Raw genomic sequence first — 19,395 nt, 5'->3', positions numbered from 1 at the left:
GGATGACCACCGACCAGGCACGGCGGCTCAGGGTTGAGGACCGTGCGAGTATCACCGGGATGCATCCCGGATCGGAACGACCATCAAGAAGAGGAAATGACATGACACAGCGAAAGCTTCTGAGGGGCCTGGTGCCCCTCGCTGTCGGAGGCCTGCTGCTCGCCGGATGCTCAGCGGGCACGACGCCCGGCGACGATGGGGAGACCTTCGTCTACCCGAGCTGGATGTGGGAGGAGGGCGATGTCGGCGTCTGGCACAAGCAGCGTATGGCTGAGTTCGAGGCGGCTCACAAGGGTGTGAAGGTGCAGGCGACCCAGATCGGCGCGGGTGACTTCGAGAACCAGATCAACACCCAGATCTCCGCCGGGCAGTTCCCGGACCTCATGCCGGCGTTCACGGGCATGATGCCGTCCCTGATCGCCAACGACTTGCTCGCACCGCTGGACGAGTGCTTCGCGGGAACCGACCTCCCCGACCGGGTGCTGCCCTCCATCAGCGTCGCCGAGAAGGACGGGAAGACCTACGGGGCGCCGCTGACGATGTCGCCGCAGGGTCTGATCTACAACAGCGAGCTGATGAAGCAGGCGGGCATCGACGAGGTCCCGACCACCGCAGACGAGCTCTACAGCGCATCCAAGGCGATCTTCGAGACCACCGGGAAGTTCGGCTACGCCTACGCCACCGACAACGCCGACGTCCAGCAGCACTACATCAACTCGCTGCAGTGGATGCTGGGCTACGGCGGCGACTGGTCTTCGGAGGACGGCTCGATCACCGCCGATGACCCCCGGAACGTCGAAGCGCTGAAGGCGTACCTGAGCTTCTACGAGGACGGGCTGACGCCGAAGGGACTGAATGCGGACGAGATCCGCACGCTGTTCGCCGAGGGCGGGGCGGCGTTCATCATCGACGGCCCGTGGGCGATCACTCAGGTGCAGTCGGACAACGCCGAGCTGTACCCGTCGGTGGGCTACGCACCGCCGCCGACCCCTGGTCACACGGCTGTCACCGGTGGTGCATTCTGGGTCATCCCGGCGGGGTCGAAGAACTACGACCTGGCCTGCGACTACCTGAAGATCAACCTCGGCGAGGACGTGCAGCGCGAGTGGCTGGAGGGGCTCCTGCAGATCCCCGGCACCAACGTGAAGCCGAGCCCGGCGTTCATCGAGAAGAACCCCTGGGTCAACGAGATGGCGATCGTCGCCGCGAAGTACCCCGGCGGCCTCGGCTACGCACCTCCGGGGCACCGCCTCGAGGCTGCCGCGTTCCGGCAGACCGCCGTTGATTCGCTCATCGGCGTGTTCTCCGGCAGCACCAGCGTCGAGGATGCACTCAAGGAGGCTCAGAAGAATCTGACCGCCGAGTTCGGCGGCTGACCGAGAACCCGGGTGGGGCGGGCGAGCGCCCCACCCGGCACGGAGACGGACTCCGACGACCCGAGGACTACCCGACATGACCACGACAGTCGCAGCCAAGCGCCGACCGGAGGGCACACCGCCCCCCACGGGACGGCGCACCCGGAAACGGGATCTGCTTCCCCTCTACTTCCTCACACCCGCAGCACTGGTGCTGGCGGTGTTCATCCTGCTGCCGCTCGTTCGCAGCTTCATTCTGAGCCTGTTCGACGCCAGCCTGCTCAAGCCCGATGCCGGTGAGTTCGTCGGCCTGGGCAATTACGTCGATCTGGCGCAGAACCCGCGGTTCTGGAACTCGCTGGCCGTCACGCTGACCTACACGATCTGCTCGGTGGTGCTGGCGTACTTCGTCGGCCTCGGCACGGCGATGCTGCTCAATCGCCGATTCCGTCTGCGTTGGCTGGCGCGGATCCTGATGATCCTGCCCTGGGCTGTGCCGGAAGTCGTCGCCGTGATGATCTTCAAGTGGATGCTCGATGCCCAGTTCGGCATCGTCAATCATCTGCTGATGGCGGTCGGCGTGATCTCCGAGCCGGTGGCCTGGCTGAACGACCCGGGCACCGCGCTGGTGATCGTGATCCTCACGACCGTCTGGATCGAGTACCCGCTGGCCACGCTGATCCTCCTGGCGGGGCTGCAGACGGTTCCTGAGGAGCTCATGGAGTCCGCGCAGCTGGACGGCGCCGGCAGGTGGCAGCGATTCCGCCACGTGACGCTGCCGCTGCTGCGCTTCGTGAACATCGTCGTGATCATCCTGCTGAGCCTGGACACGTTCCGCCGCACCACCCTCATCTACACCATGACCGGCGGCGGTCCGAGACAGGCCACCGAGACGCTGCCGGTGTGGACCTATGTGGAGGCGTTCGCCAACCACAGGCTCGGCTCGGCGTCGGCGATCGGCATCACGGTGCTGCTGATCCTGGGCGCGGCCACTCTCTCATATTTCTTCACGGTGATCCGCAAGGGAGAGCGATGATGACCACCATGCGCAAGGCCGCCCACGGCAGGCGGCGTCTTCTCGGCATCTCCACCGGGGTGCTCACCCTGCTGGTGGTCGCGGTCGCGGTGTTCCCCGTCTACTGGATGATCGTCTCCGCCCTGCAGGGCGGCAGCCGGTTCACGACACCCAGCCTGCTCCCGGTGGACCCGTCGCTGGATGCGGTGTGGACGGTGCTCGAGAAGCGTCCGGTGATGCAGTGGTTCGGGAACAGCGCGATCGTTGCCCTGTCCACCGCGGCTATCTGCTCTGTGCTGTCGGTGAACGCGGGCTACATCCTGGCCCGCTACCGCACCCGTACGACGAACTTCTTCGGACTGTCGATCCTGTTCACCCAGATGCTGCCGGCGACCCTGCTGCTCGTGCCGCTGTTCGTGATCATGCGCGATCTGGCCATGGTCGACTCGCTCGGCTCGCTGATCGTCGCGAACACGGCGTTCGCGCTGCCGTTGTCGATCTGGCTCATGCGCGGATTCGTGGAGTCCCTGCCGCCGGACCTGGAGGAGCAGGCGATGGTGGACGGATGCTCCCGCTTCGGGGCGTTCCTGCGAGTGACCGTCCCGTTGCTCAAGCCCGGACTGGTGGTGGTCGTGGTGTTCTCCTTCCTGCTCGCCTGGAACGACTTCTTCTTCGCCCGGTCGCTGATCTTCAGCTCTCAGAAGTGGGTGCTGTCGGTCGGGCTGACCACCTTCCGCACCGAGTACACGATCGCGTGGCCCGAGATGATGGCCGCTGCGGCGATCTTCAGCATCCCGGCTGTGATCTTCTTCGCTCTGGTGCAGCGACACCTGGTGGGCGGGCTCACCGCTGGGTCGGTGAAGGGATGAGCTGCCACCCGCCTGGTTCTCCGATGCTCGGTGTGGAGCGGCTGCTCGCAGAGGACGGCGGGCGCAGCGTGCTGGCGGGCAGACGCGTCGGGCTCATCGCCAACCCGACCAGCGTGGACCGTGCTCTCACCCCTACGGCCGACCTGCTGCGCGCCGAGGAGGCGCGGGGCGGGTACCGCCTGACGGCGCTGTTCGCACCGGAGCACGGTCTGCACGCCGCAGCCGAGGCCACCAGTCTGCAGGAGCACGGGGTGGACCCGCGAACCGGGCTGCCGGTGTGGTCGCTGTACTCGGAGACGACCGAGCCGACGCGGCGGATGCTCGCGGACGTGGACGTGCTCGTCTTCGATCTGCAGGACGTGGGGGTGCGGTACTACACGTTCATCTGGACGATGTACCGCGCCATGGCCGCCGCCGCCCGGGAGGGCAGGGCGTTCGTCGTGCTGGACCGCCCGAATCCGCTCGGGGATCGCGTCGACGGGCCGACGCTGCTGCCGGCGCTGCAGTCCTTCGTAGGGCTGGCCCCGCTCCCGATGCAGCACGGGCTCACCGTCGGGGAGCTCGCCTCGTACCTCGCGGCCGAGCTTCTGGGCGGACAGCTCGACCTCACCGTGGTCCCCATGACGGGGTACGACCCCGGCCCGCCCTCGGGGAGTGCGGGGCTGCTCTGGGTGCCGCCGTCGCCGAATCTGCCGCACCGATCCTCCGTCTGGGCGCACGCCGCCACCGGGCTGATCGATGGGACGACGGCGTCGCAGGGCGTCGGGACCTCGCTGCCCTTCGAATGGGTCGGGGACCCCTCCATCGACGCTGCCGCTGCTCGCCGCCTGGCGTCCGAGCTCGACGCCGCCGAACTGGAGGGGGTGGCGTTCCGGCCGATGCTGGCCCGCCCGTCCCTCGGCAAGGCGGCGGGCGAGCTCTGCGGGGGCGTGCAGCTGCACATCGTGGACGCCGACGTCTTCCGCCCCGCCCGGGTCGCCGTGCATCTGCTCGCGGCGATGCGGGGAATGTCCCAGACGCAGTGGCTTGCCCGCACGGATCTGCACCGCGACGGTGAGGTCGGGGACTTCCTGTGGGTGGACCGGCTCAGCGGTGACGACGAGCTGCGTCGGATGCTCGACGACGGCGTGCACCCGGATGTCATCGTCGAGGGGTGGGGCGCGGCCGCGGCGCAGTTCTCGCGCGCCGCCGAACCCCACCGGCTCTACGGCGGGGTGCGCGACGGAGCACGAGAGTGAGCCGCGGACGGCGGACGGCCGGACCCGCGGGGACCATCCCGATCACCGGTGCCGTGTCTGGCGAGGTCAGCCAGGCGGTCGGCGATCCGCGACGCGTCAGGACCGCGGCCATCGACCGGGTCGCGTACGCCTCCGACGCCTCGCACTTCCTGCTGACCCCGGACGCGATCGTGGTGGCGGAGGATGCCGCCGAGGTCGCCCGCGTGCTGCGGGCCGCGGCGGCGAGCGGGACGACGCTGACGTTCCGCTCCGGGGGCACCAGCCTCTCGGGGCAGGCCTCCGGCAGGGGACTGCTCGTGGACACTCGGCAGGGCTTCCGCCGCATCGAGGTGCTGGACGGCGGCGCGCGCGTGCGAGTGCAGCCGGGGGCGACCGTGCGGCAGGTCAATCAGCGGCTGCTCCGGTTCGGCCGTCGCCTGGGGCCCGACCCGGCCAGTGAGGCGGCGTGCACGATCGGCGGTGTGATCGCGAACAACTCCAGCGGCATGACCTGCGGGATCACGGAGAACACCTACCGCACGATCGAGTCGCTGGTGTTCGTCCTCCCGTCCGGGACCACCGTCGATACGGCGGCGCCGGATGCCGACGCCCGGCTGCGCGAGCAGGAGCCGGAGCTGTTCGATGGTCTGCTGCGGCTGCAGAGCCGAGTGCGCTCGAATCCGCACTCCGTGCGCGAGATCGAGCGGCTGTTCGCGATGAAGAACACGATGGGCTACGGCATCAACGCGTTCCTCGACTTCGACTCGCCGGTGCAGGTGCTCGCGCATCTGCTGATCGGCAGCGAGGGCACCCTCGCATTCGTGGCCGAGGCGACCTACCGCACCCTGCCGATCCTGCCGCGGACGGCCACCGCGCTGGCGGTCTTCCCCACGGTGGCGGACGCCACCGGCGTGCTGCCAGAGCTGGTGCGCACCGGAGCGCGCACCGTCGAACTGATGGATGCGGCGAGCCTGAGGGTCGGGCAGTCGCTGGCCGGAGCGCCGGGCCAGATCCACGGTCTCGAGGTGGGTGACCATGCCGCCCTGCTCGTGGAGTATCAGTCCGACGATGACGACGTGCTCGCCGGGCTGGTGGCCGAGGGCGGTCGGGCGCTGCGCGCAGGGCCGCTTCACGCGCCGCTCGGGTTCTCCTCGGATGCGGCCGAGCGCGCCGCTCTCTGGAAGCTGCGGAAGGGACTGTACGCCTCGGTCGCCGGAGCGCGACCGGCGGGAACCACGGCGCTCCTGGAGGATGTCGTCGTTCCGGTCCCCGCGCTGGCGTCCACGTGCGCGGACCTGCAGGGACTGTTCGACCGATTCGGCTACCGCGACAGCGTGATCTTCGGTCACGCGAAGGACGGCAACATCCACTTCATGCTCACGGACCGGTTCGAGGGATCCGCGGCGCTGGACCGGTTCTCCGGCTTCACCGAGGAGATGGTGGGAGTCATCCTCGGCGCAGGCGGGAACCTGAAGGCCGAGCACGGCACCGGCCGCGTGATGGCGCCGTACGTGCAGCGTCAGTACGGCGCCGAGCTGTACGAGGTGATGCGCGAGCTGAAACGACTGTGCGACCCGCGCGGCATCCTGAACCCCGGTGTCATCATCGAGGACGATCCCCGTGCGCACCTTCGTGATTTCAAGCACGCAGAGAGCATCGAAGTCGAAGCGGACCGTTGCGTGGAGTGCGGGTACTGCGAGCCGGTGTGCCCGTCGAAGGATCTCACCCTCACCCCGCGTCAGCGCATCGTCGTTCGTCGCGCCCTGCAGCGCGCCCGCGCGGCGGGGGACGACGCGCTGGTCGCTGCGCTGGAGGCCGACTACGACTACGCCGGGGTGGACACCTGCGCGGTGGACGGCATGTGCGCCACCGCGTGCCCGGTGCTGATCGACACAGGAGCGCTGGTCAAGCGGCTGCGCAGCGAGCGGACCCAGCCGCTGGCTTCGGCCGGCTGGCAGGCCGCCGCCGCGGCGTGGGGCCCGCTCACCCGAGCCGGAGCGGCGGCCCTCACCGTCGCAGACCGGATGCCACCCGGTGCCGTCAGGGCCGCGACCTCGGCGGGGAGGGCGCTGCTGGGTGCCGATGCCGTTCCGGCGTACTCCGCCGATCTTCCCGGTGGGGGTGCGCCTCGACGGCGGCACGCCGGGGTGCAGGGGTCGGGGGCGGACGCACCGGTGGCCGTGTACCTGCCGGCCTGCGTGAACAGCATGTTCGGTCCGGCCGACGAAGGGATCGGCGTCACGGCGGCCTTCCTCCGACTCGTCGCCAGGGCGGGTGTGCGCGTGATCGTCCCTGACGCGATCGAGTCGCTGTGCTGTGCGACGCCGTGGACGTCCAAGGGCTTCCCGGGAGGGCGGGAGACGATGGCGCGACGGGTGATCGGCGCCGTGCGCGAGTCCTCGCGCGGCGGCGAGCTGACTGTCATCAGCGACGGCGTCAGCTGCACGGAGGGGTTCGATCGCCTCCTGTCCGAGGCGGGGATCGGCTGCAGCACCGAGGATGCCATCGCCTTCGCCGTGCGGGTCCTCCTGCCGCGACTGGGCGAGTTCGAACCGGTCGTGGACTCGCTCGTGCTGCATCCGACGTGCACCTCCACGCAACTCGGCCTCGATCCGCACCTGGCGCTGCTGGGCGAGCGCGTGGCGCGCTCGGTCACCGTTCCCCAGGCGTGGGGCTGCTGCGGCTTCGCCGGTGATCGCGGGATGCTCCACCCCGAACTGACCGCATCGGCCACCAGGGCGGAGGCGGCGGAGGTCGTGTCGCTCGACGCCGATGCTCACGCCTCGTGCAACCGCACATGCGAGATCGGGATGACGCGCGCCACCGGGCACCCGTACCTGCACATCCTGGAGCTGCTGGAGGAGGCCACCCGCTGAGACCGGGCGAGATCCCGGCTCACATGAGCTTGGTCGACTCCAGTGCGCGCACGGTCTTCTGCGTGAAGCCCATCAGCGGAACCCGCAGCACGAGCCCCAGCAGCAGCGCCGGGATGACGAACGCGAGAAGCCAACCCAGCGAGCCCCAGTAATCGTTGCGGTAGATCCCGGCGATGGCGGCGCGCATGGCGTTCACGGCGTGCGTGGCGGGCAGGAACGGACTGATGTTCTGGAACCACTGCGGCAGCACCTGCAGAGGGTAGGCGCCGCCGGAGCCGGAGATCTGGATCACCAGCAGCAGCACCGCCAGCGCCTTGCCCGCGCTGCCGAACGCCACGACGAACGTGTAGATGATCAGCGTGAAGACCAGTGAACTGACCCAGCCCGCGAGTATCAGCAGGAACGGATGCTGGGGCTGCACCTGCGTGAACAGCACGCTCCCTGCGCCCACGACGGTCGCCTGCAGGAATCCGACCAGCGCGAAGATGCCGAACCTGCCGAAGTACGCCTGCGCGGGGGAGAGGACGACCGTCTCGTCCTCGGGCGGGTCCACGCGGATCGACACGGCGATCAGCAGCGAACCGACCCAGAGCGCCAGCACCGTGTACAGCGGCGTCATGGCGGCGCCGAAGCTGACCACGTCGTACACGGGCACCCGGTCCAGCTTCACCGGCTGTGCCAGGTGCGCGGCGAGATCCTTCGGATCGGAGCCGATGACCTTCGACAGGTCGCTGAGGTCGCCGGTGTCGATGGCCTCGGCCAGGGCAGCATCCAGCGCGTCGAACTCGTCGGCGGTCTGAGTCAGCGACGCCGAGATCCCCGAGGTGAGGGATCGGGCATCCGTCAGTGCGGAGCGCAGCGAGTCGGAGCCGCTCAGCGACTTCGCGACCGACGAGAGCTGCCCGCCGATGCCCTTGACGTCCTTGCCGATCGTCGACAGCGTGCCGGCGAGCTCGTCGAGCTCGGGCTTGAGGCTGTCGGTGTAGCCGGCGCGGGCGTCCTGCACGGCGGTCTTCGCCTGGGTGATGAGTTTCGTGATCTCGGCGTGCGCGGCCTGCGCGTCGCCATTGCCGGTGGCGATCTGCGTGGCGGCGCCGGCCAGGCGGGTCTGCAGCGCCTGCTCGCGCGTGATGGCGGCATCGAGGCGGGAGACGGCGGCATCGAACGGGTCCCGCTGATCGGCCGGGATCAGCGGTCGCACGGTGTTCACCAGGTCGTCGCGGATCGCCTGATGCTGGTCGACCTGCGTCTGCACGCGGTCGGCGATGGCGCGGATGCTGTCCGCCGAGCTGCCGGCCTGGGTGCCCACCGCTGTGAAGGCCCGGTCGACGCTGTCGGCCACGGCCTGGTAGCTGTCGGCGGCGCCGGCCAGGGCGCTGTCGAGAGCCGTGGTGGTCGAGCCCAGCACGCTCTTCAGCGACTGGGCGGCGTTCCTGCCGCTGCCCAGTGAGCCGGTGGCGCTGCGCAGCGCGTCGCCGGAGGAGGTCACGAGTCCCGACGCGCCGTCGACCAGCGGCAGGGTGGAGGAGATCAGCGAGCCGAACATGTCGGCGGTGTCGGCGCCGGAGCGCAGCTGCGCGGAGACCGCGCCGACGTGCGCCTGAAGCCGCGACAGGGCCGCCTGCGTGTCGGCGGAGTCCAGGTAGCTCGACAGCGAGGTGATGATGTTCAGCCCCGCTTCGCTGAGCGTCTCGGTGAACGCCTCGTTGATGGTGGTGGAGACCTCGCCGGCGCCCTGCTCGGTGATCTTCGGCGCCAGCGCGTTCTTCTTCTCGTTGGTGTAGTACTCGATGCTGGTGCGCTGCGACCCGTTCGAGTAGAAGGTCATCATGTCGGCGCTGAAGGTGGGCGGCAGCACGATGGCGGCGTAGTACTCGCCGGAGCGGGTGCCGTCGATGGCGTCCTTCTTCGAGGTGAACACCCACTTCAGGTCGTGATTCGCGCGCAGCGCGGACAGCACCTGCTCGCCCACGTTCAGGCGCAGCGGCACGAGGTCGCTCTGGTAGCCCGTGTCGGTGCTGGCGACGGCGACCGTGAGGTTCTTGGTGTTCTCGAACGGGTTCCAGCTGGCGATCACGTTGAACCAGGTGAACAGCGAGGGGATCACGATCAGGCCGAACAGCACGATGACGGCCATCACGTTCGTGGTGGCGCGGCGCAGGTCGTGCCGGAACACATGCAGGATGCCGTTCACGCGAGCCCCTGCCCTTCCCATGCGTACTCGTCCGGCCCTTCGACGGGCTCAGGGACCCATTGATCCCGGGTCTCTGAGCCTGTCGCCTGTACTGAGCGAGCGGTAGCGAGTCGAAGTGAAGCGTCGTCGACCGTCCACGGCGCACCTTCGTCGATCAGGGCCAGCCGCAGCTGGGCATCCGGCAGCGCGCCCACCTCGGATGCGGCATGGATGCTGTGCTTGATGTACTCCAGTGCGACGAGCGTCGCGATGATGATCAGGGTCCACAGCGCCCACAGCCCCAGCATGGTGGCCTTGGCATCGGGCAGGAGCCAGGCCGCGACACCCAGCACCACGATGCCCGCCGCGGCCACGATCGCCACCAGCCGCAGCCGCGTCGGGTACCTCTCGGTGAACCGCCGGGAGCGGGCGGCGACCTCGGCGCGGAAGCCGTCGCCGTCGGTCAGCGCGTGGATGATCTCGGGGGTTCGGCGGCGGCCGGTGATCTGCACGTCCTCGCTGACCAGCAGGCGGCTGTCGGCCAGCCGACGGTTGAACAGCAGGGCGAAGCTTGCCAGCCGGCGGCGCAGGAACAGGCCCAACCCGAAGGCCAGCAGTGCGTAGATCGACAGCGCGCCCATGAACCGCCACCAGTCGCCGCCGGAGAAGCCGCTGATGGTCTCGCGCAGGGCGTCGATCCCGTACGTGAACGGCAGCAGCGGATACAGTCCGCGGAAGAAGTCCGGCATCATCTCGATCGGGTACAGGCCGGAGGCGCCGGGGATCTGGAAGATCACCAGCAGGATGCACAGGCCCTTGCCCACGTAGCCGAAGCACACCGAGAGCGCATAGATGATGCTGAGGTAGACCAGGCCGATGAGCACGCTCGTTCCCACGAACGCGAACGGGTTGGCGGTCTGCACGCCGATGACGATGTCGCCCACCGAGACGACCAGGGCCTGGAACACGGCGATGCCCGCGAACAGCAGCCAGCGACCCAGGTGCGCCTGGCGCACGGTGATGCCCTCGACGCCCTCGGTGTCGACCTCGAGCTTCATGATGACCACCAGCACGAAGGCGCCGATCCACAGCGACAGGTTCGTGAACAGCGCCGCCATCGCCGAGCCGTACGCGGGCGTGGGGAAGAGCACGTTCTGGTGCACCTCGACGGGGGATGCCATGAAGTCCGCGATCTGTTCGGGGTCGAGCCCGCTGACGGTGCTGAGCTTCTTCCAGATATCGGCCGAGCTGAGCGCCAGGACATCGGTGCGCACGCCGTCGAGGCTCGTCTGCGCGCCGGCGAGGTTGCCGTCCAGCGCGCCCAATGCGGTCTTCGTGCTCTCCAGCTGTGTGCCCAGGCCGGTCAGCAGCTTCTGCGCCTGGGCGATCTGCGAGCGCTGGGCGTCGAGCGCGGCGGAGAAGCCGTCAGCGCCGGCGGACAGCGCCGACATGGCGCTGTTCAGCTCGGGCACGCTCTGGCTGAGCGCAGTGCGGACGGCGCGCGCCGAGGTCTCGGCCTGCTGGGTGGCCGCAGTCACGGCATCCGCCGACGTCCTGACCGAATCGATGGTGGTCGACACGTCGGTGTTCAGCTGCTTCAGCTGATCGAGCACCTTCTGATCGGCGTCGTTGCGCTGCTGCAGGGCATCGATCGCGTCGCGCAGCCTCTGTGCGGCATCCGATGCCGGGTCGGTGCTCTGCAGCACCTGCTGCAGTTGCGCCAGCGCGTCGCCGTTGGACTTCACCACCGCCGACAGGTCGTCGATGGCCGTGCCCACGGCGACGTTCGCCTGCTGCAGCCCCGCCGAGAGGGCGGCGACCGAGCCGCTCATCCTCGCCGACGCGTCGGCGATCAGGGTGGCGCCGTCTACGTACGCGCCGGTGACGGAGTCGGTGACCAGCAGCAGCTCCTGCTGCGCCTGGGAAGCCAGTGCCTGCGCCTGCCTCACGGCGCCCTGCACGTCGCCCAGCGTCTTGTCGGCATCGCCGAGAGCAGCGGATGCCGCGGAGAGCCGCCCCTGGGCATCCGTCAGCCCGGTCTGCAGCTCGGTGATGCGGGTGCGGGCGTCGGCGACCTTCGCGACGGCGTCGTCGAGGGCGCCGACCGTGTTGTCCCGGGCGTCGCCGAGGCGGTCCTCGGCATCCGCCCCCGCCGTCTTCAGCTGCTGGCTGACGGCCTTCGAGACCGTGGACGCGAAAGTGCTGTTGATCTGGGTGTCGAGCGTGGAGGCGCCGACATCGGTGATCTTCGGAGCGATCGCGTTGGCCTTCTCGCCTGCGTAGTACTTCAGCTCGGGCTGGACGAACGTGCCGGTCGTGAGGCTGAGGAAGTCGCTGCTGAAGTCGGGCGGGATGACGATGGCGGCGTACGCGTCGCCGCTGCGCACGGCATCCATGGCCTGCTTCTCGTCGAGGAACCGCCAGCCCAGCTCGTGGTTCTTCTTCAGCTCCCCGACGAGCTCGCCGCCGACGTCGATATGTCCGGTCAGGTCGGAGGTGGCGCCGGTGTCCTGGTTGGCGACGGCCACGGCCACGTGCTGCGTGTTGGCGTACGGGTCCCAGAACGCGACGATGTTGAACCACGCGTACAGCGACGGGGTGACGATGACGCCGATGATGATGATCCACGCCTTGCTGACGCGCGCGAGACGGCCGAGGTCGCGACGGAACACGGTCCAGGCAGTGGGCATCGCGTCCCCTCCCGACCCGGTCGCGTTCCGAGCAGAGGATCTCACGCGACGGGCCCCGTGCCATCGGGCGGCTGGGCCGCGGTGGTGGCCTCGGCCACCGCGTGCGTCGCAGGCGCGACGGCGATGTCGGGGTGCGCGGCCAGCAGCGCGTCGGCCTCGCGCCACGAGAGTCCGGCGATGCTCAGGACCGTGCGGACGGCGATGTTCGCGGCGTCCGTGCCCGCGGCATCCGCTCGGGAGACGACCGCGCGGGCGATCTCCTCGATGAGACGGGCGAGCGCGGGCGCGGTGAGATCGGTGCGCAGGGTGCCGTCCTCCTGTCCGCGACGCACCAGCTCGGCGACGGCGCCGCGCAGCGGCGCGAGTGCGGCGGCGGTGTGCTCGACATGGGCGTCGTCCAGGGCGAGTGCGGCGGTGACCTGCACGTGCGCGGCCTCCTGCCACAGCCGTGCGGCCAGACGGGCCAGCGCGATCCGGGCATCCGCATCGGCGACCGACGCCGCGACGGCGTTGAAGCGCTGAGCGCCGGCGGAGATGAGCTCGTGGATCAGCGCGTCGCGGTCGGCGAAGTGCCCGTACAGCGTGCGGCGGCTCAGGCCCGCGGTGCGCGCGATGACGTCGACGGAGGCATGCCGGTCGGCCGCCAGCGCCGTGCGCGCGGCATCCAGGATGCCGGCGCGGTTGGCGCGCGCGTCGGAACGGGCAGGGCGGTTCATGACCTCAATGGTACGTAAGTTGCACATTGCTGTGCAACTTGGCTGGGGAGATTCCCAGCATCCGTACCGGCAAGGCTCAGGGACTGGGTTGCTGAGCCTGTCGAAGCATCGGGGCTTCGGAGGAGTGGGTGCGTCAGTCGGTCCCGGTGTCGAACGCGGCACCCTCGGATGCCGCATCGACGGCCTCCGCGAGCTCCTCGTCCGCGGTCTCGGATGCCGAGATCTCGGCCGCTCCGCCGGCGGTGACCTTGCCGACCAGCTCGCCGGTGGCGCCCCCGACCAGGCCGAGATGCGCGTACTGCTCCAGGCGCGAGCGCGAGTCGGCGATGTCGAGGTTGCGCATGGTCAGCTGGCCGATGCGGTCGACCGGGCCGAAGGCGGCATCTCCCACGCGCTCCATGGAGAGCTTCTCGGGCCCGTACGACAGGTTCGGCGAGACGGTGTCGAGGATGGTCCAGTCCTCGCCGCGGCGCAGGCGGATGGTGACGGTGCCGGAGATCGTCAGGCCCACCCAGCGCTGGATCGACTCGCGCAGCATGAGCGACTGCGGCTCCAGCCAGCGGCCCTCGTACATCAGGCGGCCCAGGCGGCGGCCCTGCTCGTGGTAGGTCGCGAGGGTGTCCTCGTTGAGGATGCCGTTGACCAGGCGCTCGTAGGCGATGAACAGCAGCGCCATGCCGGGGGCCTCGTAGATGCCGCGGGACTTCGCCTCGATGATGCGGTTCTCGATCTGGTCGCTCATGCCCAGGCCGTGCCGGCCGCCGATCGTGTTGGCCTCCATGACCAGCGCCACCGGGTCGGTGTACTCAGTGCCGTTCAGCGCCACCGGGCGCCCGCCCTCGAACGTGACCGTGACGTCCTCGGTCTCGATGGCGACAGACGGGTCCCAGAACTTCACGCCCATGATCGGGTCGACGGTCTCCAGCGACACGTTCAGGTGCTCGAGAGTCTTGGCCTCGTGCGTGGCACCCCAGATGTTGGCATCCGTCGAGTACGCCTTCTCGGCGGAGTCGCGGTACGGGAATCCGCGTTCGACGAGCCACTCGCTCATCTCCTGCCGACCGCCGAGCTGGGTCACGAAGTCGGCGTCGAGCCACGGCTTGTAGATGCGCAGGCGCGGGTTGGCCAGCAGGCCGTAGCGGTAGAACCGCTCGATGTCGTTCCCCTTGTAGGTGGAGCCGTCGCCCCAGATCTCCACGCCGTCCTCGCGCATGGCGCGCACCAGCAGCGTGCCCGTCACCGCGCGTCCGAGGGGAGTGGTGTTGAAGTAGGTGCGCCCGCCTGAGCGGATGTGGAACGCTCCGCAGCTGAGCGCGACGAGGCCCTCCTCGACCAGGGCCGTCCTGGCGTCGACCAGGCGCGAGGCCTCGGCGCCGTACTCCAGTGCCCGGCCGGGGATCGAGGCGATGTCGCTCTCGTCGTACTGCCCGAGGTCGCCGGTGTAGGTGAAGGGGATCGCACCCTTCTCGCGCATCCACGCGACGGCGACGGAGGTGTCAAGCCCTCCGGAGAAAGCGATGCCGACCTTTTCGCCGACGGGGAGGGACTGGAGCACCTTGGACATGCGCTCAAGTCTATCGGCGTGTCGCGGCGTGCCCTGGCGTGCGTCGACGCGGCAGAGGGGCTGGTCGCCGCTGCGGACCGGTGCTCAGGGAGCCGCCAGTTCGCCCTGAGGCGCGTCGGCCTCGATCATCGCCGTCAGGAAGCGGATCACGGTCTCGCGCTCGTGCGCATCGAGCGACGCGACTGCCGAGAATCGCCTCGCGTGCTGGCGGCCGATCGTGTCGTGCGCCGAGCGGCGCGTGGACTCCGTCACCCGCAGGCACATGGTGCGTCTGTCGCTCGGGTGCGGCACGCGGGTCACGTGCCCGCCGTCGACGAGGCGGTCGATGAGCTTCGTGGTGGACGCGCTGGAGATGCCCACCTCGCGGGCGATGTCCTTGGGGGTGACCAGGAGGCCCTGCTCCTGGGAGCGGATCATCATCCTTATCGCGCGCATGTCGCTGTCGTTGAGCTTCATGTAGCGCCTGGAGGCCTCCGACAGTGCCCGTGCAGCGGCCTGCCACCGTCGCATCCCCTCGAGCACGCGGAAGCAGGACTCGACGTCGTCCTGGGTCATGCCGGAGCGGTCGATCAGGTTCGAATCCTTGGAGAAGTACTGCATGGCGACCTTCCTGCGCTCGACGCTTCACGGCGCGTGCGTCAGTTCATCCTACCTGGTACGCTAGGCATACCTCTTTCTTGGCTAACGAAATCGGGTGGTGGTGACGTGGAGGAGATGGTCGTACTCGTGGACGAGCACGGCGCGCCGACCGGCGAGGCCCCGAAGCGGACCGTGCACGGCAGGTCGACACCTCGTCACCTCGCCTTCTCGTGTCACCTCATCGACCGCCGAGGGCGTCTGCTGGTGACCAGGCGGGCCCTGGCCAAGCGCACCTGGCCGGGCGTCTGGACGAACGCGCTGTGCGGGCATCCGATCCCGGGTGAATCGATGGAGGATGCCGTGCGTCGTCGAGCCTGGTTCGAACTGGGGGTGGAGATCGCGGACATCACCTGCGTGCTGCCGGACTTCGGATACACGGCGCGCGATGCGTCCGGCATCCAGGAGAACGAGCACTGCCCGGTGTTCATCGCAGAGGTGATGAGCCCGTTGATCCCGCATCCCGACGAGGTGAGCGAGGTGGAATGGACGACGGTGGATGGCTTGACGGCGGCCGCCTCGGCGGCGCCGTGGGCTTTCAGTCCGTGGCTGGTAGGCCATCTGCCCGCGCTCGCCCCTCACCTGGCCGAAGCCGTGGCGAGGCGCCATGCGTGAGCAGGCCGTCGGCGTCCGCCCGGCGACTGACGTCTTCGAGATGAGGTTCAGTGAGATCGTCCGGCGCGGGTCTGAGCGTTCTCGGGGCTTCTCTGCCCAGTACACGCAGCTCTGGGAGTCGCTGGAGAGGATGGCGGCGGGCGGCAAGCGGATCCGCCCTCGCACGCTCTTGGGTGCTTATGCGGCTCTGGGTGGCACCGACCAGTCCACGGCCGTGGACGCGGCGTGCGCGATCGAGCTCCTGCATCTCGCGCTGGTGATCCACGACGATGTGATCGATCGCGACCTCGTCCGGCGCGGGGAGATGAACATCACCGGGCGCTTCGCGGCGGATGCCGTGGTGCGCGGCGCGTCTCCGGAAGCCGCGCGGGCATGGGGCGAGGCGTCGTCACTGCTGGCCGGGGACCTCATGCTCACGGCTGCTCATTCGCTTCTCGCACGCCTCGATGTGTCTCGTGAGCGTCGAGAGGCCATCCTCGACGTGTTCGATGACGCGGTTCTCGAGAGTGCGGCGGGAGAGCACGACGACGTCTGGCTGAGTCTGCACCTGGAGGGGTATTCGTCGCAGCAGGTGCTGGAGATGGTCGATCGCAAGACCGCGTCGTACTCCTTCGCCGCACCGTTGCTGATCGCCGGCATCCTCGCCGGCGCGCCGACAGACCTCATCGCCGAGCTGAGCGACATCGCCCGGCGCATAGGGGTCGTCTACCAGCTGCGCGACGACGTTCTCGGTCTCTTCGGCGACGAGCGGCAGACGGGAAAGTCCGCGCTGAGCGATCTGCGCGCCGGGAAGGAGACGCTGCTGATCGCCTGCGCCCGGTCGGATCCGGCCTGGAACGCGGTCAGCGCGCTCTTCGGTGATGCGGACCTCGGCACAGCCGACGCTCAACTGCTGCGGAGCGTGATCGAGGAATCGGGCGCGGTCGTCTTCGTCGAGTCGGTGATCGCCGAGCGCTGCGACGAGGTGAACCGGCTGGTCGCAGCATCCGCCCTGCCGGAGGCCCTGCGCGAGCAGCTGCTCTCGCTGACCCGCGCCTGCGCCTCGAGGGCCTCATGAAAGGGCTGGACCTGTACACCGAGACGGCGAAGACGAGCGCGGGGGTCGTCATCCGCCGGTACTCCACCTCGTTCAGCTGGGCCAGTCGCCTGTTCGAGCGACCGGTGCGGGAGCACATCGCCCGCGTCTACGCCCTGGTGCGCCTGGCGGACGAGATCGTCGACGGCCCCGCCGAGGCGGCCGGTCTGGACGTGCGGATGCGAGAGAAGCTGCTCGACGAGCTGGAGGACGAGACGGAGCGCGCGCTGCGAATCGGGTTCAGCACGAACCTCGTGGTGCACGCGTTCGCCCTGACGGCGCGCGAGCACGGCTTCGGGATGGAGCTGTGCACGCCGTTCTTCGCGTCGATGAGGAGGGACCTCGACGAAGACGTCTGGGATGCCGACGCACTCGACGACTACATCTACGGCTCGGCGGAGGTCGTCGGACTCATGTGCCTCGCGGTGTTCGAATCACGCCGCTCACGGGGCGGCGCCCCCGCCCGCAGCGGCGATCAGGATCGCACCCTGCACGACGGGGCGCGCCGGCTGGGAGCGGCATTCCAGAAGGTCAACTTCCTGCGGGACTTCGCCGACGACCGCGGCGCGCTGGGTCGCACCTACTTCGCCGAGACCGCGGACGGGCTGACCGACGACGCGAAGGCTCACATCGTCGCGTCGATCCGTGCCGACCTTCGCGCCGCAGACCAGGCGGTTCCGCTGCTCGACCGCGCGTGCCGCGCACCGGTCTGGGCGGCTCAGGCCCTGTTCCGCGAGCTCACCGATCGCATCGAGGCCACGCCCGCCGAGGTGCTGGCGACCACGCGCGTGCGCGTGCCCGATGCTGTCAAGGCGCGCATCCTGGTGCGCGCACTCGCCATGAAGGCGATGCGATGAGTGCTTCACGGGTCGTCGTCGTCGGCGGAGGAGTGAGTGGCCTCGCGACGGCGTGCCTGCTGGCGCGCGATGGGCACAAGGTCACCCTGCTCGAGCGCAGCGGCGAGCTCGGCGGCCGTGCGGGAGCGTGGGAGCACGGCGGCTTCGCCTTCGACACCGGGCCTTCGTGGTATCTCATGCCGGAGGTGTTCGATCACTTCTACCGGATGATGGGCACCAGCACCGACGAGCAGCTCGATCTGGTGCCGCTCGAGCCCGGCTACCGGGTCTACGCCCAGACGCCGGGCCCGCGGCACGGTGTGCCGGCAGCGACGGATGTCGGTGCCGGCGCCGACCGGGTCGCTGCGCTGTTCGAGAGCCGTGAGCCCGGGTCGGGCGCCCGGGTGCACCGCTACCTGGCATCCGCCACCAGGACGTACCGCGCAGCGGTCTCGTCGTTCCTCTACAACCCGTTCTCGTCGTGGCGCAGCTTCACCTCGGCCTCGGTGCTGACGGCCGCTCCCGCCGTTCTGCCGCTGCTGGTCCGCTCGCTGTGGTCGTTCATCAGCCGCCGGTTCAGCGACCCGTTGCTGCGCAAGATCCTCGGCTATCCCGCCGTGTTCCTGGGCACGTCGCCGTTCGAGGCCCCGGCGCTCTACCACCTGATGAGCCACATGGATCTCGTCGACGGCGTGCAGTACCCGATGGGCGGGTTCCGCTCGTTCGTGTCGTCACTGGCCGAGCTGGCGCGAGCTGCGGGAGTGGAGATCCGCACCGGAAGCGACGTCGTGCGCATCGCCAGCGAGCACGGTCGCGTCAGCGCCGTGGAGTTCGTGCAGGACGGCCGGAGGCAGCGACTGGATGCCGACATCGTCGTCTCGGCGATCGACGAGCACCACACCGAGACCGTGCTGCTGGCCCCGAACGACCGCTCCTACCGCCCGCGACGGTGGCGCAGGCAGATCACGGGACCGAGCGCGGTGCTGGTGCTGCTCGGCATCCGCGGGACGCTGCCCGAGCTGCCGCACCACACGCTGTTCTTCTCGGACGACTGGCGCGAGAACTTCGACGCGATCTTCGGCGCCTCCCCGCGCGTGCCTCAGCCGCCGTCGATCTACGTCTGCAAACCCAGCGCCACCGACGACGCGGTGGCCCCCGCCGACCACGAGAACGTCTTCGTGCTGGTGCCGCTGCCGCCCGACCCGAGCATCGGCCACGGCGGCACGGCTCGCACCGGCGACGCGAGGGTCACGGCGATCGCCGACGCCGCGGTCGCGCAGATCGGGCGCTGGGCCGGGATCCCCGACCTCGACTCCAGGATCGTTGTGCGCCGCACGATCGGGCCCGCCGACTTCGAGTCCGACTTCAACACCTTCCGCGGCAGTGCTCTGGGGCCGGCGCACACGCTCAGGCAGAGCGCGTTCCTGCGCGGTGTCACGCGCTCGCGCCGCGTGTCGGGGCTGTTCTACGCCGGTGCCACATCGGTTCCCGGCGTGGGTCTGCCTATGTGCCTGATCAGCGCCGAGCTCGTGCTCAAGCACGTGCGAGGCGACCATTCGGCCGGACCGTCGGAGGTGCGATGAACCTCCTGTACGCGGGAGTGCTCGTGGTCAGCGGCGCCTGCCTGGTGCTGCTCGACGTGCGCTTCTCCCTGGTGCTGCGTCGCCGGCCCGTCGCGGCGGTCGTCGCGCTGGTCGTCGGGCTGGCGTTCTTCATCGCCTGGGACGCGGCGGGCATCGCGCTCGGGGTGTTCCGGCA

14 protein-coding genes are annotated in these 19,395 nt (G+C 69.4%); 9 read left to right on the top strand and 5 right to left on the bottom strand.

Annotated elements, in window-relative coordinates; genetic code table 11:
* Window positions 1-101 precede the first annotated feature (101 nt).
* The 5 genes from WA967_RS01560 to WA967_RS01540 all read left to right on the top strand — a co-directional run bounded on the left by WA967_RS01560 (window position 102) and on the right by WA967_RS01540 (window position 7,332).
* A complete protein-coding gene (locus WA967_RS01560; protein WP_424419145.1) occupies window positions 102-1,376 on the top strand; it encodes an ABC transporter substrate-binding protein in 1,275 nt (424 codons plus the stop codon).
* A gap of 76 nt (window positions 1,377-1,452) precedes the next feature.
* On the top strand, window positions 1,453-2,391 hold the full coding sequence (locus WA967_RS01555) for a carbohydrate ABC transporter permease (RefSeq protein ID WP_424419144.1): 939 nt from the start codon (window positions 1,453-1,455) through the stop codon (window positions 2,389-2,391).
* A complete protein-coding gene (locus tag WA967_RS01550; protein ID WP_424419143.1) occupies window positions 2,391-3,239 on the top strand; it encodes a carbohydrate ABC transporter permease in 849 nt (282 codons plus the stop codon). The genes WA967_RS01555 and WA967_RS01550 overlap by 1 nt, the downstream gene beginning before the upstream one ends.
* A 32-nt stretch (window positions 3,240-3,271) precedes the next feature.
* On the top strand, window positions 3,272-4,477 hold the full coding sequence (locus WA967_RS01545) for an exo-beta-N-acetylmuramidase NamZ family protein (protein ID WP_424419142.1): 1,206 nt from the start codon (window positions 3,272-3,274) through the stop codon (window positions 4,475-4,477).
* Window positions 4,474-7,332 carry an FAD-binding and (Fe-S)-binding domain-containing protein gene (locus WA967_RS01540; RefSeq protein WP_424419141.1) on the top strand — a complete coding sequence of 953 codons (2,859 nt, stop codon included), beginning with the start codon at window positions 4,474-4,476 and terminating at the stop codon, window positions 7,330-7,332. Before WA967_RS01545 ends, WA967_RS01540 begins: the two co-directional genes overlap by 4 nt.
* A gap of 19 nt (window positions 7,333-7,351) precedes the next feature.
* Here WA967_RS01540 and WA967_RS01535 read toward each other — a convergent pair whose 3' ends face one another.
* The 5 genes from WA967_RS01535 to WA967_RS01515 all read right to left on the bottom strand — a co-directional run bounded on the left by WA967_RS01535 (window position 7,352) and on the right by WA967_RS01515 (window position 15,075).
* Window positions 7,352-9,547 (bottom strand): YhgE/Pip family protein, encoded by a 2,196-nt coding sequence (locus WA967_RS01535; RefSeq protein WP_424419140.1) that lies wholly within the window; start codon window positions 9,545-9,547, stop codon window positions 7,352-7,354.
* A complete protein-coding gene (locus WA967_RS01530; protein ID WP_424419139.1) occupies window positions 9,523-12,195 on the bottom strand; it encodes a YhgE/Pip family protein in 2,673 nt (890 codons plus the stop codon). Before WA967_RS01530 ends, WA967_RS01535 begins: the two co-directional genes overlap by 25 nt.
* 41 nt (window positions 12,196-12,236) lie before the next feature.
* Window positions 12,237-12,911: a TetR/AcrR family transcriptional regulator gene (locus WA967_RS01525; RefSeq protein WP_424419138.1), complete on the bottom strand. Its 675-nt coding sequence runs from the start codon at window positions 12,909-12,911 to the stop codon at window positions 12,237-12,239.
* Between the two features lie 133 nt (window positions 12,912-13,044).
* Window positions 13,045-14,475 carry an argininosuccinate synthase gene (gene argG / locus WA967_RS01520; RefSeq protein WP_424419137.1) on the bottom strand — a complete coding sequence of 477 codons (1,431 nt, stop codon included), beginning with the start codon at window positions 14,473-14,475 and terminating at the stop codon, window positions 13,045-13,047.
* An 84-nt stretch (window positions 14,476-14,559) separates the two neighbouring features.
* Entirely contained in the window at window positions 14,560-15,075 is a 516-nt protein-coding gene (locus WA967_RS01515; RefSeq protein WP_424419136.1) for a MarR family winged helix-turn-helix transcriptional regulator, read from the bottom strand.
* Between the two features lie 114 nt (window positions 15,076-15,189).
* On the opposite strand from WA967_RS01515, the gene idi reads away from it, so the two are divergent.
* From idi to crtI, 4 genes are read left to right on the top strand one after another with little or no spacing between them, the layout of a single operon-like run.
* The gene (gene idi / locus WA967_RS01510; protein ID WP_424419135.1) at window positions 15,190-15,726 is read left to right on the top strand and encodes an isopentenyl-diphosphate Delta-isomerase; all 537 of its coding nucleotides are present in this window, start codon (window positions 15,190-15,192) and stop codon (window positions 15,724-15,726) included.
* On the top strand, window positions 15,719-16,783 hold the full coding sequence (locus WA967_RS01505; RefSeq protein ID WP_424419134.1) for a polyprenyl synthetase family protein: 1,065 nt from the start codon (window positions 15,719-15,721) through the stop codon (window positions 16,781-16,783). The genes idi and WA967_RS01505 overlap by 8 nt, the downstream gene beginning before the upstream one ends.
* A complete protein-coding gene (locus WA967_RS01500) occupies window positions 16,780-17,658 on the top strand; it encodes a phytoene/squalene synthase family protein (protein WP_424419133.1) in 879 nt (292 codons plus the stop codon). Before WA967_RS01505 ends, WA967_RS01500 begins: the two co-directional genes overlap by 4 nt.
* Window positions 17,655-19,220: a phytoene desaturase family protein gene (gene crtI, locus WA967_RS01495; protein ID WP_424419132.1), complete on the top strand. Its 1,566-nt coding sequence runs from the start codon at window positions 17,655-17,657 to the stop codon at window positions 19,218-19,220. Before WA967_RS01500 ends, crtI begins: the two co-directional genes overlap by 4 nt.
* Window positions 19,221-19,395: the final 175 nt, after the last annotated feature.

This window comes from Microbacterium sp. (assembly GCF_049650565.1).
Classification (GTDB): Bacteria; Actinomycetota; Actinomycetes; order Actinomycetales; family Microbacteriaceae; genus Microbacterium.
Note: the sequence above shows the minus strand (reverse complement) of the source record. Positions and strands in the feature narration are given on the sequence as shown.

Excerpts from the sequence above, each read along its gene's own strand:
- WA967_RS01560 (WP_424419145.1), top strand. The coding sequence starts at position 102 with ATGACACAGCGAAAGCTTCTGAGGGGCCTGGTGCCCCTCGCTGTCGGA.
- WA967_RS01555 (WP_424419144.1), top strand. The coding sequence starts at position 1,453 with ATGACCACGACAGTCGCAGCCAAGCGCCGACCGGAGGGCACACCGCCC.
- WA967_RS01550 (WP_424419143.1), top strand. The coding sequence starts at position 2,391 with ATGACCACCATGCGCAAGGCCGCCCACGGCAGGCGGCGTCTTCTCGGC.
- WA967_RS01535 (WP_424419140.1), bottom strand. The coding sequence starts at position 9,547 with ATGGGAAGGGCAGGGGCTCGCGTGAACGGCATCCTGCATGTGTTCCGG.
- WA967_RS01530 (WP_424419139.1), bottom strand. The coding sequence starts at position 12,195 with ATGCCCACTGCCTGGACCGTGTTCCGTCGCGACCTCGGCCGTCTCGCG.
- WA967_RS01525 (WP_424419138.1), bottom strand. The coding sequence starts at position 12,911 with ATGAACCGCCCTGCCCGTTCCGACGCGCGCGCCAACCGCGCCGGCATC.
- argG (WP_424419137.1), bottom strand. The coding sequence starts at position 14,475 with ATGTCCAAGGTGCTCCAGTCCCTCCCCGTCGGCGAAAAGGTCGGCATC.
- WA967_RS01515 (WP_424419136.1), bottom strand. The coding sequence starts at position 15,075 with ATGCAGTACTTCTCCAAGGATTCGAACCTGATCGACCGCTCCGGCATG.
- idi (WP_424419135.1), top strand. The coding sequence starts at position 15,190 with ATGGTCGTACTCGTGGACGAGCACGGCGCGCCGACCGGCGAGGCCCCG.
- WA967_RS01505 (WP_424419134.1), top strand. The coding sequence starts at position 15,719 with ATGCGTGAGCAGGCCGTCGGCGTCCGCCCGGCGACTGACGTCTTCGAG.
- WA967_RS01500 (WP_424419133.1), top strand. The coding sequence starts at position 16,780 with ATGAAAGGGCTGGACCTGTACACCGAGACGGCGAAGACGAGCGCGGGG.
- crtI (WP_424419132.1), top strand. The coding sequence starts at position 17,655 with ATGAGTGCTTCACGGGTCGTCGTCGTCGGCGGAGGAGTGAGTGGCCTC.